21 protein-coding genes and 4 tRNA genes are annotated in these 23,619 nt (G+C 61.1%); 16 read left to right on the forward strand and 9 right to left on the reverse strand.

The features are described from left to right. Positions 1-33 precede the first annotated feature (33 nt). Together M5C71_RS15240 and M5C71_RS15245 are read right to left on the reverse strand one after the other, a co-directional pair. Positions 34-1,395: a heavy metal sensor histidine kinase gene (locus tag M5C71_RS15240; RefSeq protein WP_103499480.1), complete on the reverse strand. Its 1,362-nt coding sequence runs from the start codon at positions 1,393-1,395 to the stop codon at positions 34-36. Continuing rightward, a complete protein-coding gene (locus M5C71_RS15245) occupies positions 1,395-2,075 on the reverse strand; it encodes a heavy metal response regulator transcription factor (RefSeq protein ID WP_103499479.1) in 681 nt (226 codons plus the stop codon). The genes M5C71_RS15240 and M5C71_RS15245 overlap by 1 nt, the downstream gene beginning before the upstream one ends. Before the next feature lie 155 nt (positions 2,076-2,230). Here M5C71_RS15245 and M5C71_RS15250 point away from each other — a divergent pair, with 155 nt between their 5' ends. Beyond that, positions 2,231-2,746 carry a cupredoxin family protein gene (locus M5C71_RS15250; protein ID WP_248768145.1) on the forward strand — a complete coding sequence of 172 codons (516 nt, stop codon included), beginning with the start codon at positions 2,231-2,233 and terminating at the stop codon, positions 2,744-2,746. Between the two features lie 83 nt (positions 2,747-2,829). Continuing rightward, positions 2,830-3,660 (forward strand): NADPH-dependent 7-cyano-7-deazaguanine reductase QueF, encoded by an 831-nt coding sequence (gene queF, locus M5C71_RS15255; RefSeq protein WP_103499477.1) that lies wholly within the window; start codon positions 2,830-2,832, stop codon positions 3,658-3,660. Positions 3,661-3,730: 70 nt separating this feature from the next. Here queF and acnB read toward each other — a convergent pair whose 3' ends face one another. Next, positions 3,731-6,331, reverse strand: coding sequence for a bifunctional aconitate hydratase 2/2-methylisocitrate dehydratase (gene acnB, locus M5C71_RS15260; RefSeq protein ID WP_103499476.1), 2,601 nt, complete (start codon positions 6,329-6,331; stop codon positions 3,731-3,733). Between the two features lie 402 nt (positions 6,332-6,733). Here acnB and M5C71_RS15265 point away from each other — a divergent pair, with 402 nt between their 5' ends. Continuing rightward, the gene (locus tag M5C71_RS15265; protein ID WP_248744812.1) at positions 6,734-7,204 is read left to right on the forward strand and encodes a DUF1289 domain-containing protein; all 471 of its coding nucleotides are present in this window, start codon (positions 6,734-6,736) and stop codon (positions 7,202-7,204) included. Here the strand turns inward: M5C71_RS15265 and M5C71_RS15270 are convergent, their stop codons facing one another. Next, a complete protein-coding gene (locus tag M5C71_RS15270) occupies positions 7,205-8,068 on the reverse strand; it encodes a universal stress protein (protein ID WP_103499474.1) in 864 nt (287 codons plus the stop codon). Positions 8,069-8,293: 225 nt separating this feature from the next. Between M5C71_RS15270 and miaE the strand changes: the two genes are divergently transcribed. After that, a complete protein-coding gene (miaE, locus tag M5C71_RS15275; RefSeq protein WP_178129745.1) occupies positions 8,294-8,908 on the forward strand; it encodes a tRNA isopentenyl-2-thiomethyl-A-37 hydroxylase MiaE in 615 nt (204 codons plus the stop codon). On the opposite strand, the gene M5C71_RS15280 is transcribed toward miaE, so the two are convergent. Together M5C71_RS15280 and M5C71_RS15285 are read right to left on the reverse strand one after the other, a co-directional pair. Then, entirely contained in the window at positions 8,905-9,309 is a 405-nt protein-coding gene (locus tag M5C71_RS15280; protein ID WP_103499481.1) for a type II toxin-antitoxin system HicB family antitoxin, read from the reverse strand. The two genes, miaE and M5C71_RS15280, sit on opposite strands and share 4 nt — an antisense overlap. A 23-nt stretch (positions 9,310-9,332) precedes the next feature. Continuing rightward, positions 9,333-9,524: a type II toxin-antitoxin system HicA family toxin gene (locus tag M5C71_RS15285; RefSeq protein WP_248768146.1), complete on the reverse strand. Its 192-nt coding sequence runs from the start codon at positions 9,522-9,524 to the stop codon at positions 9,333-9,335. Positions 9,525-9,726: 202 nt separating this feature from the next. Between M5C71_RS15285 and M5C71_RS15290 the strand changes: the two genes are divergently transcribed. The 4 genes from M5C71_RS15290 to M5C71_RS15305 are packed head-to-tail and all read left to right on the forward strand — an operon-like array spanning position 9,727 to position 14,470. Next, the gene (locus M5C71_RS15290) at positions 9,727-10,209 is read left to right on the forward strand and encodes a MarR family transcriptional regulator (protein ID WP_103499470.1); all 483 of its coding nucleotides are present in this window, start codon (positions 9,727-9,729) and stop codon (positions 10,207-10,209) included. Then, the gene (locus M5C71_RS15295; RefSeq protein ID WP_103499469.1) at positions 10,199-11,668 is read left to right on the forward strand and encodes an efflux transporter outer membrane subunit; all 1,470 of its coding nucleotides are present in this window, start codon (positions 10,199-10,201) and stop codon (positions 11,666-11,668) included. Before M5C71_RS15290 ends, M5C71_RS15295 begins: the two co-directional genes overlap by 11 nt. Positions 11,669-11,683: 15 nt before the next feature. After that, on the forward strand, positions 11,684-12,880 hold the full coding sequence (locus tag M5C71_RS15300) for an efflux RND transporter periplasmic adaptor subunit (RefSeq protein WP_103499468.1): 1,197 nt from the start codon (positions 11,684-11,686) through the stop codon (positions 12,878-12,880). A gap of 60 nt (positions 12,881-12,940) precedes the next feature. Continuing rightward, positions 12,941-14,470 carry a DHA2 family efflux MFS transporter permease subunit gene (locus M5C71_RS15305; RefSeq protein WP_248768147.1) on the forward strand — a complete coding sequence of 510 codons (1,530 nt, stop codon included), beginning with the start codon at positions 12,941-12,943 and terminating at the stop codon, positions 14,468-14,470. A 79-nt stretch (positions 14,471-14,549) separates the two neighbouring features. Here M5C71_RS15305 and M5C71_RS15310 read toward each other — a convergent pair whose 3' ends face one another. Together M5C71_RS15310 and M5C71_RS15315 are read right to left on the reverse strand one after the other, a co-directional pair. After that, entirely contained in the window at positions 14,550-15,281 is a 732-nt protein-coding gene (locus tag M5C71_RS15310; RefSeq protein WP_248768148.1) for a UDP-2,3-diacylglucosamine diphosphatase, read from the reverse strand. Then, positions 15,278-15,781 carry a peptidylprolyl isomerase gene (locus M5C71_RS15315; RefSeq protein WP_103499465.1) on the reverse strand — a complete coding sequence of 168 codons (504 nt, stop codon included), beginning with the start codon at positions 15,779-15,781 and terminating at the stop codon, positions 15,278-15,280. Before M5C71_RS15315 ends, M5C71_RS15310 begins: the two co-directional genes overlap by 4 nt. Positions 15,782-16,040: 259 nt before the next feature. Between M5C71_RS15315 and M5C71_RS15320 the strand changes: the two genes are divergently transcribed. Next, positions 16,041-17,738 (forward strand): glutamine--tRNA ligase/YqeY domain fusion protein, encoded by a 1,698-nt coding sequence (locus tag M5C71_RS15320; protein ID WP_103499464.1) that lies wholly within the window; start codon positions 16,041-16,043, stop codon positions 17,736-17,738. An 18-nt stretch (positions 17,739-17,756) separates the two neighbouring features. Further along, entirely contained in the window at positions 17,757-19,139 is a 1,383-nt protein-coding gene (gene cysS, locus M5C71_RS15325) for a cysteine--tRNA ligase (protein WP_103499463.1), read from the forward strand. Positions 19,140-19,233: 94 nt separating this feature from the next. Here cysS and folD read toward each other — a convergent pair whose 3' ends face one another. Beyond that, entirely contained in the window at positions 19,234-20,088 is an 855-nt protein-coding gene (gene folD, locus M5C71_RS15330) for a bifunctional methylenetetrahydrofolate dehydrogenase/methenyltetrahydrofolate cyclohydrolase FolD (RefSeq protein WP_103499462.1), read from the reverse strand. Between the two features lie 279 nt (positions 20,089-20,367). Here folD and M5C71_RS15335 point away from each other — a divergent pair. The 6 genes from M5C71_RS15335 to clpP all read left to right on the forward strand — a co-directional run bounded on the left by M5C71_RS15335 (position 20,368) and on the right by clpP (position 23,619). Continuing rightward, positions 20,368-20,444 (forward strand) — tRNA-Arg (locus M5C71_RS15335). Positions 20,445-20,476: 32 nt separating this feature from the next. Further along, a tRNA-His gene (locus tag M5C71_RS15340) sits at positions 20,477-20,552 on the forward strand. 56 nt (positions 20,553-20,608) lie between these two features. Continuing rightward, positions 20,609-20,693 (forward strand) — tRNA-Leu (locus M5C71_RS15345). Positions 20,694-20,777: 84 nt separating this feature from the next. Further along, positions 20,778-20,853, forward strand: a tRNA-His gene (locus M5C71_RS15350). A gap of 727 nt (positions 20,854-21,580) precedes the next feature. Then, a complete protein-coding gene (gene tig, locus M5C71_RS15355) occupies positions 21,581-22,891 on the forward strand; it encodes a trigger factor (RefSeq protein WP_248768149.1) in 1,311 nt (436 codons plus the stop codon). 92 nt (positions 22,892-22,983) lie between these two features. After that, entirely contained in the window at positions 22,984-23,619 is a 636-nt protein-coding gene (gene clpP / locus M5C71_RS15360; protein ID WP_017736926.1) for an ATP-dependent Clp endopeptidase proteolytic subunit ClpP, read from the forward strand.

The raw sequence follows: 23,619 nt of genomic DNA on the forward strand, positions 1-23,619 counted from the left end.
CTGTAGGAGCAGGGCTTGCCCGCGAAGAGGCCCTCAAGCCTGGCACGGCAACTCGATCACAAACCGCGTCCAGCCCCTCTCCGATTCACAACGAATCTGCCCACCATGGGCCCTAACGATCGACTGGGTAATCGCCAGTCCCAACCCCGCATGCTCACTGCTGCCTTCACGGCGTGCCGGGTCGGCCCGATAAAAACGGTCGAACAGCTGCGGCAACAATCCCGGGGCAATACCTTCCCCCGTATTCTCGACGCTGACCCGCAGGCCCTGCGGCACATTCTCCAGCCTCACCGCGATCTCGCCGCCCTCAGGTGTGAAGCGCAAGGCATTGTCCAGCAGATTGGACAACGCCCGACGCAGCATGCCGCGATCGCCCGCCAGACTCGCCTGGCCTTCACGCTTGAGTCGCACTCGATTCTCTTCCGCCAGTGGGGTAAAGAACTCCAGCAGGGCATCCACCTCATCGGCCAGCTCCAGCGCCTCACGCCGGGGCGTCAGCAGCCCGTGGTCGGCCTTGGCCAGGTAGAGCATGTCGTTGACCAGCTGCGCCATCCATTGCAGCTCCTCGAGGTTGCTATGCAGGGTTTCGCGGTAGTCCTCCAGCGTCCGGGGCCGGGTCAGGGTGACCTGGGTGTGGGTCAGCAGGTTCGACAGTGGTGTACGCAGTTCGTGGGCGATATCGGCGGAGAACGCCGAGAGTCGCTGGAACGAGTCATCCAGGCGCGCGAGCATGGCATTGAACGACTGCGCCAGCTCCGCCAGTTCCGGCGGCATCTGTTCCTCGGGCAGGCGCTGGGTCAGCGAGCTGGCCGAAACCCCGGCGGCCACTTCACTCATGCGCCGCAAGGGGCGCAAGCCACTGCGCGCTGCCCAGGCGCCGAGCAGGGCGGTGGCCAGGGCCGAAAGGCTGACCGTCAGCCAGATCAGGTGCTGCATGCGTTGCAGGAAATGCTGGTGATGGGTGATATCGAGGATCAGGGTCAGTTGCGGTGAGTCGGCCTTGCTCGGGTCCAGCGGGGCATTGAAGACCCGATAGGCGGTGCCCTCGATTCGCAGGCTGGTGAGCCCGGCTTGCGTCGGCAGGTCGCCGGGCAGGGCATTCGCGGCATTGAACCAGCGCTGGCCATCGGCGCCGCTGACCCGCAAGGCCAGGTCCGGACTCAGGTTGAGTTCGGCCGGCAGCCGTTCGCGGCGCTGCTGAAAGTCGTCGCGGTTCCCGACGCCCGCCAGGCTGCCACGCAAGGCCGCCAGGCGCGCGTCGAGCAGTTGCTGGTCGAGTTCGATGAAGTGCGACTCGCTGGCACGGTTGAACAGTACGCCCGCGCTCAGCGAAACCACGGCGGTGCAAGCGGCGAACAACAGGGCCAGGCGACTGCCCAGGGACAGGCGGCGCATCAGGCGTTGCGCTCTTCAAGGACATAACCCATGCCGCGCACGGTATGGATCAGCTTGTGCGGATGGGCGTCGTCGACCTTTAGGCGCAGACGGCGGATCGCCACTTCGATGACATTGGTGTCGCTGTCGAAATTCATGTCCCAGACCTGGGACGCGATCAGGGATTTGGGCAGGACCTCGCCCTGGCGCCGCAGCAGCAGTTCCAGCAGGGCGAACTCCTTGGCGGTCAGGTCGATGCGCTGTCCGGCCCGTTCAACCCGACGACGAATCAGGTCCAGGCGCAGGTCGGCCAGTTGCAGGTGGGTTTCCTGGGTGGCCGCGCTGCCCCGGCGTAGCAGGCTGCGGACCCGGGCCAGCAGTTCGGAAAAGGCGAACGGCTTGACCAGGTAGTCGTCGGCACCCAGCTCCAGGCCGTGGACGCGGTCCTCGACGGCATCGCGGGCGGTCAGGAACAGCACCGGAATATCCAGGCCGGCGCTGCGCACGGCCTGGAGGATTTGCCAGCCATCGCGACCGGGCAGCATGACATCGAGTATCAGCAGCGCGTAGTCGCCGGTCAGCGCCAAATGCTGGCCGGTGGTGCCGTCGGCCACCAGTTCGGTGTTGAAGCCGGCCTCGTTCAGGCCCTGGCGCAAGTAATGGCCGGTTTTCGGTTGGTCTTCGACGATCAGCAGTTTCATGGATGACTCATGGCTAATGACACAGGAACGTTATACCGCGCACTCGCTGGCCGGGGGGCAAGCTGACAAAGTTGTAATCTGAAGGTCAGCTCAATGCCAGCGAGCGGGCCTTACAGTTTCACACAGCCTGGAGCCCATCCCCTTGGAGTGTGATTATGTTTTTGCGTAACAGCTTGCTGCTGGCCGGTTTGCTGGCCCTGAGTCTGCCTGCCCTGGCCTCGCCCGCGGAGAGCTACGACTTCGGCCAGCCGGCGCCGCCGAGCAAGGCCACCCGTACGGTTGAATTGACCATGACCGACATTGCCTTTAGTGCCAAGGAACTGGATGTGAAGGCGGGTGAAACCGTGCGTTTCGTGCTGATCAATAAAGGTCATCTGCTGCATGAATTCAACCTGGGCCATGCGGCGGCCCATGCCGAGCACCAGCAGGAGATGCTCAAGATGCAGCAGGGCGGCCAGTTGACCGCCACCGGCATGAATATGACGGGCATGGATCACGGGGCCATGGGGCACGGGATGAAGCATGACGACCCCAACAGTGTGCTGGTGGAGCCGGGCAAGACCGCCGAACTGACTTGGACCTTCAGCCAGGCCAGGAACCTGCAATTTGCCTGCAATATTCCCGGGCATTACCAGGCGGGGATGGTCGGGACGGTGAAGGTTGCGCCTTGAAGTGGCCCGGCCGGGCCCAGGGTTTTCGTGCGTGCGGGTGAATTGCGATAGACTGGCGGGGTTTATTCAGTCAGGTTTTTGTCATGCATCCCGCCGCCGAACATTCGCCACTGGGCAAGTCCAGTGAGTACATCGCCACCTACACCCCGTCTTTGCTGTTTCCGATTCCACGGGCGGCCAAATGGGCCGAGCTGGGCCTGAGCGCCGAGACCCTGCCGTATGTCGGCGTGGACTTCTGGAACTGCTTCGAGTTGTCCTGGTTGTTGCCGTCCGGCAAGCCGGTGGTGGCGATCGGTGAGTTCAGCATCCCGGCGGATTCGCCGAATATCATCGAATCCAAGTCCTTCAAGCTGTACCTCAACTCCCTGAACCAGACGCCGTTCGTTGATACCGCCAGTCTGGAAGCGGTACTGCGTGCCGATCTGTCGGCCGCTGCCGGCAAGCCGGTGGGGGTGCGGGTCCGCCATTTGAGCGAGGTGCAGGCCGAGGGTGTGGTCGCTTTGCCGGGTGTGTGCATCGACGACCTGGAGATCAGTGTCAGTGACTACGCCCATCCGCGTCCGGAACTGTTGCGTTGCGATGCGTCGCGGATTGTCGAGGAGAGCGTGCACAGCCATTTGCTCAAGTCCAATTGCCCGGTGACCAGCCAGCCGGACTGGGGCAGTGTGGTGGTGGAGTATCGCGGCGCGGCGCTGGATCACGCGAGCCTGCTGGCGTATCTGGTGAGTTTCCGTCAGCACTCGGACTTCCACGAGCAGTGTGTGGAGCGGATCTTCCTCGACCTGCAACGCCTGTTGAAACCGGAAAAATTGACGGTGTATGCGCGTTACGTGCGACGGGGCGGGTTGGATATCAATCCGTATCGCAGTACCGAAGCGGCTGCGTTCCAGAACCAGCGCCTGGTGCGTCAGTAACGGCAGGTATAAAACCGACAGGCATAAAAAAGCCCCGACTAGTCGGGGCTTTTTCTATTGCGCGTACAGCTTAGGCTTGAACGACCGGAATCTTGGCGTTCGCCGCGGCTTCACGGAACTCGGCGATCTGGTCGAAGCTGAGGTAGCGGTAAACGTCGGCAGCCATGCTGTCGATCTTACCGGCGTACTCCATATATTCCTCGACGGTCGGCAGGCGACCCAGGATCGAAGCCACGGACGCCAGCTCAGCCGAAGCCAGGTAGACGTTCGCGCCGTCGCCCAGACGGTTCGGGAAGTTACGGGTCGAAGTCGAGACCACGGTGGAGTTCGGTTCTACCCGTGCCTGGTTACCCATGCACAGCGAGCAGCCCGGCATTTCCATGCGTGCGCCAGCTTTGCCGTAGATGCCGTAGTAGCCTTCTTCGGTCAGCTGGTGAGCGTCCATCTTGGTCGGCGGCGACAGCCACAGACGGGTTGGCAACTGGCCTTTGACCTGTTCCAGCAACTTGCCCGCAGCGCGGAAGTGGCCGATGTTGGTCATGCAGGAACCGATGAACACTTCATCGATCTTCTCGCCAGCAACGCTGGAGAGCAGACGGGCGTCGTCCGGGTCGTTCGGCGCGCAGAGCACAGGCTCCTTGACGTCGGCCAGGTCGATTTCGATGATTTCCGCGTACTCGGCGTCCTTGTCGGCTTCCAGCAGCTCCGGGTTGGCAACCCAGGCTTCCATCGCCTGAGCACGACGCTCCAGGGTGCGGGCATCGCCGTAGCCTTCGCCGATCATCCAGCGCAGCAGGGTGATGTTCGACTTCAGGTACTCGGCGATCGACTCTTTCGACAGCTTGATGGTGCAACCGGCGGCGGAGCGTTCGGCCGAGGCGTCGGACAGCTCGAAAGCCTGTTCGACGGTCAGGGTTTCCAGGCCTTCGATTTCCAGGATGCGGCCGGAGAAGGCGTTTTTCTTGCCTTTCTTCTCGACGGTCAGCAGGCCTTTCTGGATGGCGTAGTAAGGGATGGCATGAACCAGGTCACGCAGGGTGACGCCGGGTTGCAGCTTGCCCTTGAAACGCACCAGGATCGATTCCGGCATGTCCAATGGCATAACGCCTGTGGCGGCGGCGAAAGCCACCAGGCCGGAGCCGGCCGGGAACGAGATGCCGATCGGGAAACGGGTGTGGGAGTCACCACCGGTGCCGACGGTGTCCGGCAGCAGCATGCGGTTCAGCCAGCTGTGGATGATGCCGTCGCCCGGACGCAGGGAAACACCGCCGCGGGTCATGATGAAGTCCGGCAGGGTGTGGTGCGTGGTGACGTCGATCGGCTTCGGATAGGCCGCAGTGTGGCAGAACGACTGCATGACCAGGTCGGTGGAGAAGCCCAGGCAGGCCAGGTCTTTCAGCTCGTCGCGGGTCATCGGACCAGTGGTGTCCTGGGAGCCGACGGTGGTCATCTTCGGCTCGCAGTAGGTGCCAGGACGAACGCCCGTCACGCCACAGGCCTTGCCGACCATTTTCTGCGCCAGGGTGTAGCCCTTGGTGCTTTCAGCGGGAGCTTCCGGCAGCTTGAACAGGGTCGAAGGTGGCAGGCCCAGTTCAGCGCGCGCCTTCTCGGTCAGGCCGCGGCCGATGATCAGCGGAATACGACCGCCGGCACGGACTTCGTCGAGCAGGACCGGGGTCTTCATTTCGAAGGTGGTCAGGACTTCATCGCTGTTGTGCTTGGTGACCTTGCCAGCATGGGGGTACAGGTCGATCACGTCGCCCATGTTCATGTTGGTAACGTCGAACTCGATCGGCAGTGCGCCGGCATCTTCCATGGTGTTGTAGAAGATCGGGGCGATCTTGCTGCCGAAGCAGAAGCCACCTGCGCGCTTGTTCGGCACGTAAGGGACGTCGTCGCCGAAGAACCACAGCACCGAGTTGGTGGCCGATTTACGCGACGAACCGGTACCGACCACGTCACCGACGTAGGCGATCGGGAAGCCGTCGTTGCGCATCTGCTCGATCTGTTTCATCGGGCCGATGGCGCCTTGCTGGTCAGGCACGATGCCGTCACGGGCCATTTTCAGCATGGCCAGGGCGTGCAGCGGGATGTCAGGGCGCGACCAGGCGTCCGGAGCCGGCGACAGGTCGTCGGTGTTGGTTTCGCCGGTGACCTTGAATACGCGCAGGCTGATCTTGTCGGCCAGCACCGGGCGGTTCTTGAACCACTCGCCGTCAGCCCAGGACTGGATCACTTCCTTGGCGTGAGCGTTGCCGTTCCTGGCTTTTTCCGCGACGTCGTGGAAGGCGTCGAACATCAGCAGGGTGTGCTTGAGTTGCGCGGCGGCAACGGCTGCCAGCTCGGCGTCGTCCAGCAGATCGACCAGGGTCACGATGTTGTAGCCGCCCTGCATGGTGCCGAGCAGTTCTACCGCGCGCTTCTTGTCGATCAGGGGGGATTTGACTTCACCCTTGGCCAGGGCGGAAAGGAAACCGGCCTTGACGTAGGCCGCTTCGTCCACGCCAGGCGGAACGCGGTTGGTGATCAAGTCAACGAGGAAAGCTTCTTCGCCAGCCGGGGGATTTTTCAGCAGCTCGACCAGGCCTGCGGTTTGTTCGGCGTTAAGCGGCTGGGGCACGATACCCAGGGCTGCACGCTCTTCGATATGTTTGCGGTAGGCTTCAAGCACAGTTATTACCCTCATCAGTGGTCCCAAATGGGTGTCCGGGACGCTCATCCAGAAATGCACGGCACTCATGCGCTGCGGGGCTTTTTGAGCCGCTTAGCCAGAGTTTCCACGATTTCCAACAGAAGCTGTTTTCAAAGTTTTACGCCTGCGGAACGGGGCTGATGAGGGTCGGCGCAGGGGCTTCCGGGGGGAATTCCTGCGCCAACGCCGTTCTCTAGGGTGAACTGTGCTCGTGACGCTTTGAAAACAGCTTCCAACGGACATTGGCGCCTAAAAAGGCAGGCCGATTCTACGGCATATTCCAAAGAAAGGTAAGTTAGGCCCTACAGGTTCGGGGGTGACCCTTGTTAGACAAAGGGCTAACATGCGGACCTGTTCTGCTTTTCCGCGTGACCCCTGCCCATGTCCAATCAGACCATCAAGACCCCCTGCGTCGGCCTCTGCTCCACTGTTTACGGTGATCTGGTGTGCCGCGGCTGCAAGCGCTTCCACCATGAAGTCATCCATTGGAACGGCTACAACGAGGAAGAAAAGCGTGCGGTCTGGTTGCGCCTGGAACAATTGCTGGTCCAGGTCATGGTGGCCAAGATCGAGGTATTCGATCCGTCCAGGCTGCGCCAGCAACTGGAGGCCCGCAAGATCCGCTTCGTGCCCCATCAGTCGGAATATTGCTGGGCGTACCAGTTGATTGCCCGTGGCGCCCGGGTGATCAGCCAGTTGGAGGCCTATGGCATGGTGTTGCTGCCGGAGTTTCGCGACTGGGGCCTGCCTGAGCTGCGCGACGCCATCGATCGGGAATTTTTCCTGCTGTCCGAGGCGCATTACCAGCGCTATATCGCCCCGGGTTTCCTCAAGGAGGCCATGGGCGGCTGATCAGGGCCGTGGCGCCGTCTCCACCAGGTGATCGATGATTTCCTGGGGCTTGAGCACCAGCACATCGCTTTCCAGGGCATCGAGCACCACTTCCGCGGTATTGCCGATCAGTGCCCCGGAAATCCCGGTGCGCGCCACCGTGCCGATCACCGTCACCGCCGCCCCGAGCGTGCGGGCCATATGGGGAATCAGCACATCGGCGGGGCCTTCCTTGATATGCAGGTGTTCGTCATCCACATCGAATTGGCCCTGGAAATCCCGGCATTGGTCGCGATAACGGCCTTCGATGGTTTCCCTGAGCTGGTATACCGGGTCGGCGGCCGACAGCATGGGCGAGGGGTGGGCGCTGATCACGTGCAAGCTGCCCTTGGCCAGGCTGGCGATGTCATAGCCGTGATCAATGATGCTGGCGTGCAGGTGTCGGTGTTCATCATCGGCATTGCCCACGTCCACGGCCGCCAGAACGACGCCTCCTGACCAGGGCGTCTCGGTCTTGACCATCAATACGGCGCAGGGGCAGTAGCGCAGCAGCTTCCAGTCGGAAGGGGTCAGCAGGGCCTTCTTCAGCGGGCTGTCGGGGCGGTGCTGCTTGATCACCAGGCCACAGCCTTCGGCCTGTTGCACGCCGATGATGGTCTCGTGCATGGTCTTGTCCCAGGCTTGTTCGGCCGTGGCGCTGTAGCCGTCGTCATGCAACTGGCTCTTGAGCAGGCTGAGCAGGGCGCTGTGGTCGTGCTTGGGATCACACATCAGCAGGTGCAGGTGCGCATCCGTGACGCCAGCGATCAGCTTGGCGCGGTTGAGGGCCAGGCTGTGGGCGTGGTCGGGGTCGAGTATCACCAGAATGCTGCGGATGGCTTGCATGGTCGGGGTGCTCCGAGAAAGTCTGAAGGCGACTTGATACAACTATAGTTGCAGTCTGCCGACTGCGACCTTGATGCATATCAAGCAGGGCGACTGGCGATCTGCTCCGGCCGCCGTATAATCGGCGACCTTGTTCTGCCTGATCCCCCCGGTTTTTGTGAGCCCCATGTCGACTATTCCCGCGTTGCGCCCTTGCCAAGCCTCTCCTGTGACGGGAGTTTTCCTGTGAATCTGCCGGAAATCCATGAATTCCTCGGTTGCCCGACCCCGCAAGGCTGGGTGCAGGCGGCGCTGGCGGATCAGGAAACGCTGCTGATCGATCACAAGAACTGCGAGTTCAAGGCGGCCAGCACCGCCTTGAGCCTGATCGCCAAGTACCACTCCCATGTCGATCTGATCAACCTGATGTCGCGTCTGGCCCGGGAAGAGTTGGTGCACCACGAACAGGTCATGCGGCTGATGAAGCGGCGCAAGATCGAGTTGCGGCAGTTGTCCGCCGGTCGTTATGCCTCGGGGTTGCGCAAGGCGGTCCGTAGCCACGAACCGGTCAAACTGGTGGACACCCTGGTGGTCGGCGCCTTTATCGAAGCCCGCAGTTGCGAGCGCTTCGAGGCCCTGGTGCCGCATCTGGACGAAGAACTGGGCAAATTCTACTTCGGCCTGCTCAAGAGCGAGGCCCGGCATTTCCAGGGTTACCTGAAACTGGCCTACCAATACGGCGACGCCGAGGACATCGGCCGGGTCATCGAGCGGGTGCGGGCGGTCGAGCAGGACCTGATCGAGTCGCCCGACAGCGAATTCCGCTTCCACAGCGGTGTCCCGGCCGTTGCCAGCGTTTAAGTGCGCACCAGCTTTTCCAGCGCCGCGTCCGCCAGGAACGATGAGCGGCTCTTGATCCGGTGGTCGCGCACGTAACGATCGATACGCTGGATCACAAAGCCGGGAAGGGTCACGTTGACCTTCTCGGTCTTGCCCAGGTAGGGCGAGATATCGATTTCCAGCATGCCCCAGCCCATGTCCGCGAACTCGGGATTTTTCCGATGGGTGAAGGAGGGCGAGGGTGTCGGCACGGGCTGGCCGTTCGAAACGATCTCCTCGAGCATGATGTGGGCGATTTCCAGGGCGGCGTTATAAGCCTCTTCGAACGTATCGCCGGCGGTCACGGCCCCCGGAATATCCGGAATCTGGATGCCGATGGCGGTGTGTTCATCACCCCATTCGATGGCGATGGGATATTGCATGATGGTCTCCTGACTGAACGGGCTCATGACAAGCCCGCCCGTTTTCTGATGCTTCTGATGCTTCTGATGGTCCCGAGCGGCAGATCCTTCTTCGGATGCGGCACGGGGATCGAGTGGGGGCTGCTGGGGTGGACAAAAACATGATGACTGCCCCTTATTCGTTGCAGCATCCAGCCAGCGGCTTCCAGTTCGGCGATCAAATCCCTGCTTTTCACCTGTGACTCCTTGTCAGGTATGTCAGGGAAGCCTAGCCGTGCCGTTATCAAACATCGAATTCAAAGGTGTGTCTAGAGTTATCTATTCCTTCCTCGGCCTTTTATCGGGTAAATAAAAAGCTTGCTAACTAATGCTTTGATATTAGCTGCCTAAGCAGTAATATCTCACCAACTCTCTGCCTAAGCAGCTTTTGGTGGCCTAATGAAACATTTCACCCCGGACGACTTTCACAACTGCCATCTCGGCTTGCTCCTGGGCCGTGCCGCGTTGCTCAAGGACCGGATCATCGACGCCCATATGGTGCCGTACGGCATCACCGCCGCGCAGTTCAAGGTGTTGATCATCATGGCCCAGTTCGGGGTCGATACTCCGGCCGAGCTGTGCCGCCACCTGTCCCTGGACAGCGGTTCGATGACTCGCATGCTTGATCGCCTGGAGCAGAAAGATCTGCTCGCCCGTCGGCGCTCCGAAGGTGATCGGCGCCAGGTGCAACTGGTGCTCACGGCGCAGGGGCAGGTCCTTGCCGACCGTTTGCCGGAAATCGGTGCCGATGCGATGAACGAACTGGCAGGGGCTGTCACCCCGCAAGAGCTGCGGAGCCTGGAAGAGATCCTGAAGAAAATTTTGCTGGCGGCCGGGGACTCGATCACCCTGCTGCGGGTGGGTGAAAAAAATGAGCAGTAAAACCCTGCGTACCGGCTTCAGCCTGGTGTTCGTGTCGATGGTCCTGGCCGGTTGCGCCAGCTACAGCGGCCTGAACACCGAAGGCGTCAGCCTCGAGGCGAAAGACCTCAAGGCCGCTCAATCCCTCAAGGGCGTGACCCTGTCGCCGGCGGCCTGGCCGAAAAGCGACTGGTGGAAAAGCCTCGGCGATCCGCAACTCGATGGCCTGATCCGCGAAGCCCTGCGCGACAGCCCCGATATGCAGGTCGCCAGCGCGCGGGCGCATCAGGCCAGCGCAGCGGCCGATGCCGCCGATGCGGCGCGGACGCCGACCCTCGATGCCAGTGGCGGTATCACCCGTTCGCGCCTGCCACGGGACCAGGACCCCACCGGTCGCGGCGGCCTCTACGAGACCGTGCGCAAGGCGGGTGTCACCTTCAACTACAGCTTCGATCTCTGGGGCGGCCAGCGTGACGCCTGGGAAGCCGCGTTGGGCCAGGCGCGCGCCGCCGAAGTCGACCGCCAGGCCGCGCAACTGACCCTGGCCGCCGACGTGGCACGGGCCTACAGCAACCTGGGGCAGGCGCATATCGTCTATGACCTGGCCAACGATGACCTGCAGCGCACCCACAAGCTGCTGGACCTGGGCAAGCGTCGGCTGAGTTCCGGCATCGACAGCCACTACCAGTACCAGCAGACCGAAAGCCTGGCCGCCACGGCTGAAGAGCAGGTGATCGACGCCGGGAAAAAGCTGCAAAGCGCCAAGGTCGCCCTGGCCGTGTTGCTGGGCAAGGGCCCGGATCGCGGCAATGAGATCGCCCGGCCGAAAATCCTCCAGCCGAGCGCCGTGGCCTTGCCTTCGGTGCTGCCGGCGGAACTGCTGGGGCGGCGTCCGGACCTGGTGGCCGCGCGCTGGCGTGTCGAGGCCGCGAGCAAGGATATCGCTGCCGGCAAGACGCGTTTCTATCCCAACCTCAACCTGAGTGCCGCCGCCGGTGGCGAGTCGTTGCTGGGAGATGCGATGTTCGGTTCCCCCAGTCGCTTCTTCAGCATCGCGCCGACCGTCTCGTTGCCGATCTTCGATGGCGGTCGCCTGCGCGCCGGCCTCGACGCCAAGGACGCCGACTACGACCTGGCGGTGGCGCAATACAACAAGAGCCTGGTCCAGGCCCTGGGTGATGTCAGCGACACCCTCCAGCAACTGCGCGCCCTTGGCCAGCAGATCGTGGCCCAGCAACATGCGGCGGATATCGCCCAGGACTCCTATAACACGGTGTTGCAGCGCTATGGCGCGGGCATCGGCAACTACCTGGACGTACTCACCATCGAGCAGACCCTGTTGCAGGCCCAGCGTCAGCTGGCGGACCTGAATGCCCAGCAGATCGACCTCTCCATTGAACTGATGCAGGCCCTGGGAGGTGGTTTCCAGGCTGACAACATCGCCTCGAACGCCACCCGCCCCTCGGCTCAGACTTATTAATTCAAGGTACCTGCCATGGCCATTGCAACGAACACTACTGAAACAACCCAGGATGCTGGCAATTCCCGCAAGCGCAAGGTCATGCTGACCGGTCTCACCCTGCTGGTGATCCTTGGCGGCCTCGGTGTCTGGGGTTGGCATGAAGTCTACGGACGCTGGAACGAAAGCACCGACGACGCCTATGTCAACGGCAACGTGGTGGAAGTCACCCCGCTGGCGACCGGCACCGTGGTCAGCATCGGTGCCGATGACGGCGATCTGGTGCATGCCGGGCAGGTGCTGGTGAACTTCGATCCGAGTGACGCCAAGATCGGTCTGCAAAGCGCCGAGGCCAACCTGGCCAAGGCCGTGCGCCAGGTCCGCGGTCTGTACAGCAATGTCGACGGCATACGCGCCCAGGTCGCCGAGCAGAAGACAGCGGTGCAGAAGGCCCAGGAAAACTTTACCCGTCGCAAGAACCTGGCGGCCGGTGGCGCGATTTCCCAGGAAGAGCTGTCCCACGCCCGTGACGACCTGACCTCCGCCCAGAGCGCGCTGAACAACGTCCAGCATCAACTCAACAGCAGCAACGCCCTGGTGGATGACACCGTGGTATCCAATCACCCGGATGTCAAAGCCGCGGCCGCGCAACTGCGCCAGGCTTATCTGGCCAATGCGCGGACCACCCTGATTGCCCCGGTCACCGGCTATGTCGCCAAGCGCACCGTGCAATTGGGCCAGCGGGTTCAGCCGGGTACCGCGCTGATGGCGGTGATTCCCCTGGATCAGCTGTGGATCGACGCCAACTTCAAGGAAACCCAGCTGCGTGATATGCGCATCGGTCAGCCCGTGGACATCGAGGCCGACCTGTATGGCAGTTCGGTGAAATTCAGCGGCACCATCGACAGCCTCGGCGCCGGCACCGGCAGTGCCTTTGCCTTGCTACCGGCGCAGAACGCCACCGGCAACTGGATCAAGATTGTCCAGCGGGTGCCGGTGCGCATTCACATCAACGCCGAAGAGCTGGCCAAGCACCCGCTGCGGGTCGGCCTGTCGACCCAGGTCGAGGTCAACCTGCATGACCAGAGCGGCCCGGTGCTGGCCCAGCAGCCGCCGCAGAAGGCTTCGTTCAGCACCGATGTGTATGGGCAGCAACTGGCCGATGCCGATGCGGAAATTACCCGGCTGATCCATGAAAACAGCGCCACCGCGACGAAAACCGCGCAACGCTGAGTCGCCAATCCAGCCGCGACCCGAGCGTCGCGGCACCTGCCTCGTTTCCAAGGATTCGCGATGAGCTCGAACGCATCTTTCACTCCCCCCAGCCTGTTGCTCAGTACCATCGGCCTGTCGCTGGCGACCTTCATGCAGGTGCTCGACACCACCATCGCCAACGTGGCCTTGCCGACCATTTCCGGCAACCTGGGGGTGAGTTCGGAGCAGGGCACCTGGGTCATCACCTCCTTTGCCGTGAGCAACGCTATCGCCTTGCCGCTGACCGGCTGGCTGAGCCGGCGCTTTGGCGAGGTGAAACTGTTTATCTGGGCGACGATCCTTTTTGTCATGGCGTCGTTCCTCTGCGGTATTTCCACCTCGATGCCTGAACTGGTGGGCTTTCGCGTGCTGCAAGGGCTGGTCGCCGGGCCGCTGTACCCGATGACCCAGACGCTGCTGATTGCGGTCTATCCGCCGGCCAAGCGCGGCATGGCCCTGGCGCTATTGGCAATGGTCACGGTGGTCGCGCCGATTGCCGGGCCGATTCTCGGCGGCTGGATTACCGACAGCTACAGCTGGCCGTGGATCTTCTTTATCAACGTGCCCATCGGCGTATTCGCCGCGATGGTGGTCCGCCAGCAACTCAGGGCCCGGCCGGTGGAGATCAGTCGCCAGCCGATGGACTATGTCGGTTTGCTGACCTTGATCATTGGTGTCGGGGCCTTGCAGGTGATCCTCGACAAGGGCAATGACCTGGACTGGTTCGAGTCGAACTTCATCGTGATCGGTGCGGTCATCTCGGCGATTGCCCTGTCGGTGTTCGTGATCTGGGAGATGACGGACAAGCATCCGGTGGTCAATCTGCGGCTGTTCGCCTACCGCAATTTCCGTATCGGGACCATTGTGCTGATCCTCGGCTACGCCGGGTTCTTCGGCATCAACCTGATCCTGCCGCAGTGGTTGCAGACCCAGATGGGCTACACCGCGACCTGGGCCGGCCTCGCGGTGGCGCCGATCGGGATCCTGCCGGTACTGATGTCGCCTTTTGTCGGTAAATACGCCAATAAGGTCGATCTGCGCCTGCTCGCCGGCCTGGCGTTCCTGGCAATCGGCCTGAGCTGCTTTATGCGCGCCGGTTTTACCAACGAGGTGGACTTCGGGCATATCGCCATGGTGCAACTGTTCATGGGGATCGGTGTGGCGTTGTTCTTCATGCCGACCCTGAGCATCCTGATGTCGGACCTGCCGCCGAGCCAGATTGCCGACGGTGCCGGCCTGGCGACTTTCCTGCGTACGTTGGGGGGCAGCTTTGCCGCATCGCTGACCACCTGGATCTGGATTCGCCGGGCGGACCAGCACCATGCTTATCTCAGTGAAAGCATTACCCCCTTCGATCCCGCGACGCGCGACACCCTGAGCAATCTCGGTGGGGCGGGCACCCGGGCTTATGCCCAGTTGGATCAGGTGCTCACCAGTCAGGCGTACATGCTCTCGACCGTGGATTACTTTACGTTGCTGGGCTGGGGCTTCATGGGCTTGATGTTGCTGGTGTGGCTGGCCAAGCCACCGTTCGCGGCGAAGGCCGGGCCGGCGGCCGCGGGGCACTGACGATAATACGCACGGCACAAAACCTGTAGGAGCCTTGCGGGCCTATTCGCGGGCAAGCGACGCCCCTACAGGTCAGTGTTCAGGCTGGCGGCACGAAATCAAACGCCGCCAGTTGGAAACCCTGCTCGTCCACCTGCAAGGCCCAGCCCTGGCGATCCCAATCCCCCAGCACAATCCGTTTTGCCGCCTGCGCGCCGAGTTGCAGCTTGTGAATGGCCGGTCGATGGGTGTGGCCGTGGATCAGGGTCTGCACGCCATGCTGCTGCATGACCTGCACCACCTCATCCGGCGTCACATCGACAATGTCATTGGCTTTCATCCGCGTCTGCGCACGACTCTCGCTGCGCAATTTGCGCGCCAGCTTGTGGCGGGTGCGCAGCGGCAGATGCCGGAGGATGAACAAGGTGATGGGGTTGCGCAGATAACGACGCAGGCGCATATAGGCCTCGTCCCGCGTGCACAGGCTGTCGCCGTGCATCAACAGCACCGGCTCGTCATTCATCCGCACCACGCTCGGGTCCTTGAGCAGGGTCGCGCCGGCCGCTTTGCAAAAGGCGTTGCCCAGCAGGAAGTCACGATTGCCGTGCATCAGGAAAACCTGCGTGCCACTGTCGCTCAATGCGCGCAAGGCTGCGCAGATCGAGTCTTGAAAGGGGGTCATGGCATCGTCGCCGATCCAGACTTCGAAAAAATCGCCCAGGATGTACAGCGCTTGTGCCGAACGGGCGCGTCCGGCGAGGAAATCCAGAAACGCCCGGGTAATGTCCGGGCGCTCCTCTTCCAGATGCAAATCTGAAATCAGCAGTATCACTCAACGATCTCTGCTTTCTCGATGATCACGTCTTCTGCGGGTACGTCCTGGTGGCCGGCCTTCATGGTGGTGGCCACGCCTTTGATCTTGTCGACCACTTCAGTGCCGGAAACCACTTTGGCGAATACCGCGTAGCCCCAGCCCTGGACGGTCTTGGCGCTGTGGTTCAGGAAGCTGTTGTCGGTGACGTTGATGAAGAACTGCGCGGAGGCCGAATGCGGCTCCATGGTACGGGCCATGGCAACGCTGTACTTCTCGTTCGGCAGGCCGTTGTCGGCTTCGTTCTGGATGCTTGGGCGCTTGTCTTTCTTTTCTTTCATGCCAGGCTCGAAACCGCCGCCCTGGATCATGAAGTTGCCGATCACACGGTGGAAAACGGTGTTTTCGTAGTGGCCGGCGTTAACGTACTCGATGAAGTTGGCCACGGTGATCGGGGCTTTCTCGGCGTTCAGTTCCAGGACGATTTCGCCGTGGTTGGTGGTCAGTTTGACTTGGGTCATCTTGGCTACTCTTTGAAGGAATTCGTGGGTTTCGGCATGCGGGTACCGCTCGCGGGGCCGAACCGATCTGGCATAAAACGACCAGGTTGCGCAGTTTAGCGTGAGGCGCGGGAATTTCGAGGCGGTTTTTTCATCCCGGCACTATTAATAGCCGCCGTTTTCGGCGCGCCACTGTCAGCTGCCTGATCGCATCGGCTATGATAGCCGTTTTGATTGATCAGGCCGCCCCCGGCCGCGCAACCGCAAGCCCAAGGATCCTATGAGCAAGCCCACTGTCGACCCTACCTCGAACGTCAAGACCGGACCGGCTGTCCCGGTCAACTTCCTGCGCCCGATCATTCAGGCCGACCTGGACTCGGGCAAGCACACTCAGATCGTGACGCGTTTCCCGCCTGAGCCCAACGGCTACCTGCACATCGGCCACGCCAAGTCGATCTGCGTGAACTTCGGCCTGGCCCAGGAGTTCGGCGGCGTCACGCACCTGCGTTTCGACGACACCAACCCGGCCAAGGAAGACCAGGAATACATCGACGCCATCGAAAGCGACGTCAAGTGGCTGGGCTTCGAATGGTCCGGTGAAGTGCGCTATGCCTCGCAGTATTTCGATCAGTTGCACGACTGGGCGGTGGAGCTGATCAAGGCCGGCAAGGCCTACGTCGACGACCTGACCCCCGAGCAGGCCAAGGAATACCGTGGCAGCCTGACCGAGCCGGGCAAGAACAGCCCGTTCCGCGAGCGTTCGGTAGAAGAGAACCTCGACTGGTTCGCGCGCATGCGAGCCGGAGAATTCCCGGACGGCGCCCGCGTGCTGCGGGCCAAGATTGACATGGCTTCGCCGAACATGAACCTGCGCGACCCGATCATGTATCGCATCCGCCACGCTCATCACCACCAGACCGGCGACAAGTGGTGCATCTACCCGAACTACGACTTCACCCACGGTCAATCGGATGCCATTGAAGGCATTACCCACTCGATCTGCACCCTGGAGTTCGAAAGCCACCGTCCGTTGTACGAGTGGTTTCTGGAAAACCTGCCCGTGCCGGCGCATCCGCGGCAGTATGAGTTCAGCCGCCTGAACCTGAACTACACCATCACCAGCAAGCGCAAGCTCAAGCAGTTGGTGGACGAGAAGCACGTCAACGGCTGGGACGACCCGCGCATGTCGACGCTCTCGGGCTTCCGGCGCCGTGGCTACACGCCTAAATCCATCCGCAACTTCTGCGAAATGGTCGGCACCAACCGTTCCGACGGCGTGGTGGACTTCGGCATGCTGGAATTCAGCATCCGCGACGACCTCGACCACAGCGCGCCACGGGCCATGTGCGTGCTGCGTCCGCTGAAAGTCGTGATCACCAACTACCCGGAAGGCCAGGTCGAGAATCTCGAACTGCCGCGCCACCCGAAAGAAGACATGGGCGTACGGGCATTGCCGTTCGCCCGTGAGATCTACATTGATCGCGACGACTTCATGGAAGAGCCGCCCAAGGGCTACAAGCGCCTGGAGCCGACCGGTGAAGTGCGCCTGCGCGGCAGCTACGTGATCCGTGCCGACGAAGCAATCAAGGATGCCGACGGCAATATCGTCGAGCTGCGCTGCTCCTACGATCCTGAAACCCTGGGCAAGAACCCCGAAGGGCGCAAGGTCAAGGGTGTGATCCACTGGGTGCCGGCGGCGGCCAGCGTCGAGTGCGAAGTGCGCCTGTACGATCGCCTGTTCCGTTCGGCCAACCCCGAGAAAGCCGAAGACAGCGCCAGTTTCCTGGACAACATCAACCCTGACTCACTGCAAGTTCTCACGGGTTGTCGTGCTGAACCCTCGCTGGGCAATGCACAGCCGGAAGACCGTTTCCAGTTCGAGCGCGAAGGTTACTTCTGCGCGGATATCAAGGACTCGAAACCCGGTGCTCCGGTATTCAACCGTACCGTGACCTTGCGTGATTCGTGGGGCCAGTGATTCTTTAAGGACGCCGTTGTGCTAACGATCTACAACACGCTCACCAAGAGCAAAGAAGTCTTCAAGCCCCTGGATGGCAACAAGGTGCGCATGTATGTCTGCGGGATGACCGTGTATGACTACTGCCACCTGGGCCATGGCCGCAGCATGGTGGCCTTCGATCTGGTCACTCGCTGGTTGCGTTTCAGCGGGTATGACCTGACGTATGTGCGCAACATCACCGATATCGACGACAAGATCATCAATCGGGCCAACGAAAACGGCGAGTCGTTCGACGCGCTGACCGAGCGCATGATCACCGCGATGCACGAGGACGAGGCGCGCCTCAACATTCTCAAGCCGGACATGGAGCCGCGCGCCACGGATCATATCCCGGGCATGCTGACCATGATCCAGACCCTGATCGACAAGGGTTACGCCTACGCCCCGGGCAATGGCGACGTGTATTACCGCGTTGCCAAGTTCATGGGCTACGGCAAGTTGTCGCGCAAGAAAATCGAAGATCTGCGCATCGGGGCGCGGATCGAAGTCGACGAAGCCAAGCAGGATCCGCTGGACTTCGTCCTGTGGAAAGGCACCAAGCCCGGCGAGCCGAGCTGGGAGTCGCCGTGGGGCGCCGGGCGTCCGGGCTGGCATATCGAGTGCTCGGTGATGTCCACCTGCTGCCTGGGCGAGACCTTCGATATTCATGGCGGCGGCAGCGACCTCGAGTTCCCGCACCATGAAAACGAAATCGCCCAGAGCGAGGCGGCCACCGGCAAGACCTACGCCAATGCCTGGATGCACTGCGGCATGATCCGCATCAATGGCGAGAAGATGTCCAAGTCCTTGAACAACTTCTTCACCATTCGCGATGTGCTGGACAAGTACCACCCGGAAGTCGTGCGTTACCTGCTGGTGTCGAGCCACTACCGCAGCGCCATCAACTACTCGGAAGACAACCTCAAGGATGCCAAGGGCGCCCTGGAGCGTTTCTACCATGCGCTGAAAGGCCTGCCGAATGTGCCGGCAGCCGGTGGCGAGGCGTTCGTCGAGCGTTTCACCCGGGTGATGAACGATGACTTCGGCACGCCGGAAGCCTGTGCGGTGCTGTTCGAGATGGTGCGTGAGATCAACCGTCTGCGCGAGAGTGATCTGGCTGCGGCGGCCGGTCTGGCGGCGCGTCTGAAAGAGCTGGCCAGCGTGCTCGGCGTCTTGCAGTTGCAAGCCGACGACTTCCTGCAGGCGGGTGCCGAAGGGCGGGTCGATGGGGCTGAAGTCGACGCGCTGATCCAGGCACGTCTGGCGGCACGGGCCAACAAGGACTGGGCGGAATCCGACCGTATCCGCGACCAGATCACCGCCATGGGCGTGGTGCTGGAAGACGGCAAGGGCGGGACCACCTGGCGTCTGGCTGACTGAGTCGGGTTCCTGTGGCAACAGAAAACCGCCGATTGGCGGTTTTTTGTTGGGTGAAGGCCTTCAGCGTTGTGGCAACGCTGAGGGCTCCATCGCCTCAGGCATGCAGCGTTTCGGCGGCATACAAGGTGTTTTCCAGCAGGCAGGCGCGGGTCATCGGGCCGACGCCACCCGGAACCGGAGTGATCCAGCCGGCACGGGGCAGGGCGGTCTCGTAGACCACGTCACCCACCAGCTTGCCGTCTTCCTGGCGGTTGATGCCGACGTCGATGACGATGGCGCCTTCCTTGATCCACTCGCCCTTGACCAGGCCCGGCTTGCCGGCGGCCACCACCACCAGATCGGCACGGCCGACGTGGCCGGCCAGGTCCCGGGTGAAGCGGTGGGTGACGGTCACGGTGCAGCCGGCCAACAGCAGCTCCATGGCCATCGGCCGACCGACGATATTGGAGGCGCCGACAATCACCGCATCCATCCCGTACAGATCGACCCCGGTGCTTTCCAGCAGGGTCATGATGCCTTTCGGGGTGCACGGACGCAGCAACGGAATGCGCTGGGCCAGGCGACCGACATTATAAGGGTGGAAGCCGTCGACGTCCTTGTCCGGGCGAATGCGTTCCAGCAGCTTGGAGGCGTCCAGATGTTCGGGCAGCGGCAATTGCAGCAGCACGCCGTCGATCTGCGGATCGTCATTGAGGCGATCGATCAGGTCGGTGAGCGCCTGTTGGGTGGTGTCGCTAGGCAAGTCGTAGGCTTGTGAAATGAAGCCGACCTCTTCGCAGTCTTTACGCTTGTGCGAAACATAAACCTGAGAGGCAGGATCGCTGCCGACCAGAATCACCGCGAGGCCTGGCGTACGCAGGCCCTGCTGGCGACGCTCGGCGACACGTTGGGCGATCTGCTGGCGCAGACGGGCGGCGATCGCTTTGCCGTCGATTAGTTGTGCAGTCATGACGCGTGATTAACCATCGAGAGGGGTTGAAAAAGAGTGCGCATTCTCGCATGTCGTGGCGCGAGGGCAAAGGCGCTTGGTCCGGATATTCCCCTAAGCCCTTTATATATCTGAATTTTTTTTAGAAAAGAGTTGACGATCTTTCGGCTCGTCTATAACATTTGTCGCGCTTGTCGGGCATAGCCTAGCACTGGTTGAGAAGGTCGAGCAGAGTTGATGTCTGGCTCAGCAAGATTGAAGCACTTGGTTTGTAGTCGTCACCGAGTACAGATTAATAAGGCGCCCGTAGCTCAGCTGGATAGAGCATCCGCCTTCTAAGCGGATGGTCGCAGGTTCGAGTCCTGCCGGGTGCGCCATTAGGCAGCTTTGGCACAAGTAACGCAATATGGTGGGCGTAGCTCAGTTGGTAGAGCACAGGATTGTGACTCCTGTTGTCGTGGGTTCGATCCCCATCGTCCACCCCATATTTCGAAAAGCGCTAGATTAACAGTCTGGCGTTTTTGCTTTAAAGGCTTCATGCGCGGATGTGGTGGAATTGGTAGACACACTGGATTTAGGTTCCAGCGCCGCGAGGCGTAAGAGTTCGAGTCTCTTCATCCGCACCAAATAAAGTTTCATCAAGGCCGCTGGGTGTTGGTGAGGCTTAACAAGGAGGTCGATCTGATCGGTCTTTTTGAACAGGCAATATGGTGGGCGTAGCTCAGTTGGTAGAGCACAGGATTGTGACTCCTGTTGTCGTGGGTTCGATCCCCATCGTCCACCCCATATTCGAATAAAAACGCCAGATTAATTATCTGGCGTTTTTTTTCATCAGGTTTCGCCAAGGTCCGCTGACTTTTGCAAGGCCCAGTAAAGAAGCCGCCTTGAGCGGCTTTTTTATTGCCTCGAATTTCGCCATTCCTCGTTGCCTTGGGCACATTTCCAGCTTGTTCGTGAAGGTGTCTCTGTGCCTCGATCGGAATTTACTTGGCTGCAGTCTTCCAGTCCTTTTATCGGGTGGAGAGGGTTGCCTGGCGGCGTGGTTGGTCTTGCCGAGTCAAGGTGCGGGATATAACGACGGCGATAATGGCGATGGTACGAAGGCCATCGATGTCCTGGCGATACGCAATAGGCGAATGACTGGCGGCATGCTTCTGTGGCGGCGAACGTCCTGGTGAGGTCATCGTTGCCAGTTGCTCCAGTGCTTGGCTTGCATGATAAAGCGGCGCAGGTTGACTGTTAACCCGCCAAGGCAAAAGGCGGATCGCCGACCTGCGGGGCCTGTCGGTGTGCTGGCGCAATGCTCTCCCGCGGCTCTTCTATATAGTAGAAAGGTGATTGAGTGACCGCCTGTCCGAGACGCCTGGCTCAAGGGTGGCCTATGCCCAATGATTACCTGCTGTTTTTAGCCCTTTTCAGTAGGGTGACTTCTTGGGTCTGACCCTCTAGAATGCTTGCCCTTGCTTCTGAGGTCGGAAACGGCCGGCTAATGTCTGTGCAACGAGGAATATCCATGCAAGTTTCTGTTGAAAATACATCGGCTCTTGAGCGCCGCATGAGCATCACCGTGCCAGCTGAGCGCATCGAGACCCAGGTCAACAAGCGTCTGCAGCAGACTGCCCAAAAGGCCAAGATTGCAGGCTTCCGCCCTGGCAAGGTGCCAATGAGCGTGATTCGCCAGCGTTACGAGGCGGATGCCCGTCAGGAAGCCGTGGGCGATGTGATCCAGTCCTCCTTCTACGAAGCCGTGGTTGAGCAGAAGCTGAACCCGGCTGGTCAGCCTTCTGTCGAGCCGAAAGTGCTGGAGAAGGGCAAAGACCTGGAATACGTTGCTACGTTCGAAGTGTTCCCTGAGTTCACCGTTGCCGGTTTCGACTCCATCGCTGTCGAGCGCCTGAGCGCCGACGTGGCGGACTCGGATCTGGACAACATGCTGGAAATCCTGCGCAAGCAGAACACCCGTTTCGAAGTGGCCGATCGCGCCGCCCAGAACGAAGACCAGCTGAACATCGATTTCGTCGGCAAGGTCGACGGTGAAGTCTTCGCCGGTGGTTCCGCCAAGGGCACCCAACTGGTGCTGGGCTCCAATCGCATGATCCCGGGCTTCGAAGATGGCCTGGTAGGCGCTAAAGCCGGTGAAGAACGCGTTCTGAGCCTGACTTTCCCTGCTGACTACCAGAACCTGGACCTGGCTGGCAAAGCTGCCGAGTTCACCGTGACCGTCAATACTGTGTCCGCACCGACCCTGCCTGAGCTGAACGAAGCCTTCTTCGCCCAGTTCGGCATCAAGGAAAGCGGCATTGACGGCTTCCGCACCGAAGTTCGCAAGAACATGGAGCGTGAGCTGCGCCAGGCGATCAAATCCAAGGTCAAGAACCAGGTCATGGACGGTCTGCTGGCCGCCAACCCGATCGAAGTGCCGAAGGCCCTGCTGTCCAACGAAGTGGATCGTCTGCGCGTGCAGGCCGTTCAGCAGTTCGGCGGCAACATCAAGCCTGACCAACTGCCGGCCGAGCTGTTCGAAGAACAAGCCAAGCGCCGCGTCGTGCTGGGCCTGATCGTGGCTGAGGTGGTCAAGCAGTTCGAGCTCAAGCCTGACGAAACCCGCGTGCGTGAGCTGATCCAGGAAATGGCCTCGGCCTACCAGGAGCCAGAGCAGGTTGTGTCGTGGTACTACAAGAACGACCAGCAACTGAACGAAGTTCGTTCGGTTGTGCTGGAAGAACAAGTTGTGGATACTGTTCTGCAGAAGGCGAATGTGACCGATAAATCGGTCTCCTACGAAGAAGCAGTCAGGCCGGTGGAAGCTCCACAAGCCGACTGATTTTCTGACTCGTTGGAAATACACACCATAAGCCAGCCTCGCGCTGGCTTATGCGTATTCAAGACATGACTATTTGGGAGTGACTGCAGAGCATGTTCCGTAATTCTTATATTCAGCAGAACTCTGATATCCAGGCCGCAGGCGGCCTGGTCCCGATGGTTGTCGAGCAGTCCGCTCGTGGCGAGCGCGCCTATGACATCTACTCGCGCCTTCTCAAGGAGCGGGTGATTTTTCTGGTGGGCCCGGTAGAGGACTACATGGCCAACCTGATCTGTGCGCAGCTGCTGTTCCTTGAAGCGGAAAACCCGGACAAGGACATCCATCTCTATATCAACTCCCCGGGCGGTTCGGTGACAGCGGGCATGTCGATCTACGACACCATGCAGTTCATCAAGCCAAACGTGTCGACCACCTGTATCGGCCAGGCGTGCAGCATGGGCGCGTTCCTGCTGACGGCCGGTGCCGAAGGCAAGCGTTTCTGCCTGCCGAACTCGCGTGTGATGATTCACCAGCCACTGGGCGGTTTCCAGGGCCAGGCGTCGGATATCGAAATCCATGCCAAGGAAATCCTCTTCATTCGCGAGCGTCTCAACACGCTGATGGCCAAGCATAGCGGGCGCACGCTGGAAGAAATCGAGCGCGATACCAACCGTGACAACTTCATGAGCGCAGAAGCCGCGCGTGACTACGGGTTGATCGATGCAGTGATCGACAAGCGCCCCGCTTAA

It is taken from the genome of Pseudomonas sp. MWU12-2345 (assembly GCF_023242385.1).
In the GTDB taxonomy this organism is placed as follows: domain Bacteria; phylum Pseudomonadota; class Gammaproteobacteria; order Pseudomonadales; family Pseudomonadaceae; genus Aquipseudomonas; species Aquipseudomonas gingeri_D.

What these genes read in the sequence shown, in the direction of transcription:
- M5C71_RS15265 (WP_248744812.1), top strand. Translation starts at nt 6,734, where the DNA reads ATGTCCAATCAGACCATCAAGACCCCCTGCGTCGGCCTCTGCTCCACT.
- folD (WP_103499462.1), bottom strand. Translation starts at nt 20,088, where the DNA reads ATGACTGCACAACTAATCGACGGCAAAGCGATCGCCGCCCGTCTGCGC.
- queF (WP_103499477.1), top strand. Translation starts at nt 2,830, where the DNA reads ATGCATCCCGCCGCCGAACATTCGCCACTGGGCAAGTCCAGTGAGTAC.
- clpP (WP_017736926.1), top strand. Translation starts at nt 22,984, where the DNA reads ATGTTCCGTAATTCTTATATTCAGCAGAACTCTGATATCCAGGCCGCA.
- M5C71_RS15290 (WP_103499470.1), top strand. Translation starts at nt 9,727, where the DNA reads ATGAAACATTTCACCCCGGACGACTTTCACAACTGCCATCTCGGCTTG.
- M5C71_RS15315 (WP_103499465.1), bottom strand. Translation starts at nt 15,781, where the DNA reads ATGACCCAAGTCAAACTGACCACCAACCACGGCGAAATCGTCCTGGAA.
- M5C71_RS15280 (WP_103499481.1), bottom strand. Translation starts at nt 9,309, where the DNA reads ATGCAATATCCCATCGCCATCGAATGGGGTGATGAACACACCGCCATC.
- tig (WP_248768149.1), top strand. Translation starts at nt 21,581, where the DNA reads ATGCAAGTTTCTGTTGAAAATACATCGGCTCTTGAGCGCCGCATGAGC.
- M5C71_RS15240 (WP_103499480.1), bottom strand. Translation starts at nt 1,395, where the DNA reads ATGCGCCGCCTGTCCCTGGGCAGTCGCCTGGCCCTGTTGTTCGCCGCT.
- M5C71_RS15320 (WP_103499464.1), top strand. Translation starts at nt 16,041, where the DNA reads ATGAGCAAGCCCACTGTCGACCCTACCTCGAACGTCAAGACCGGACCG.
- M5C71_RS15295 (WP_103499469.1), top strand. Translation starts at nt 10,199, where the DNA reads ATGAGCAGTAAAACCCTGCGTACCGGCTTCAGCCTGGTGTTCGTGTCG.
- M5C71_RS15250 (WP_248768145.1), top strand. Translation starts at nt 2,231, where the DNA reads ATGTTTTTGCGTAACAGCTTGCTGCTGGCCGGTTTGCTGGCCCTGAGT.
- M5C71_RS15300 (WP_103499468.1), top strand. Translation starts at nt 11,684, where the DNA reads ATGGCCATTGCAACGAACACTACTGAAACAACCCAGGATGCTGGCAAT.
- M5C71_RS15305 (WP_248768147.1), top strand. Translation starts at nt 12,941, where the DNA reads ATGAGCTCGAACGCATCTTTCACTCCCCCCAGCCTGTTGCTCAGTACC.
- M5C71_RS15245 (WP_103499479.1), bottom strand. Translation starts at nt 2,075, where the DNA reads ATGAAACTGCTGATCGTCGAAGACCAACCGAAAACCGGCCATTACTTG.
- M5C71_RS15270 (WP_103499474.1), bottom strand. Translation starts at nt 8,068, where the DNA reads ATGCAAGCCATCCGCAGCATTCTGGTGATACTCGACCCCGACCACGCC.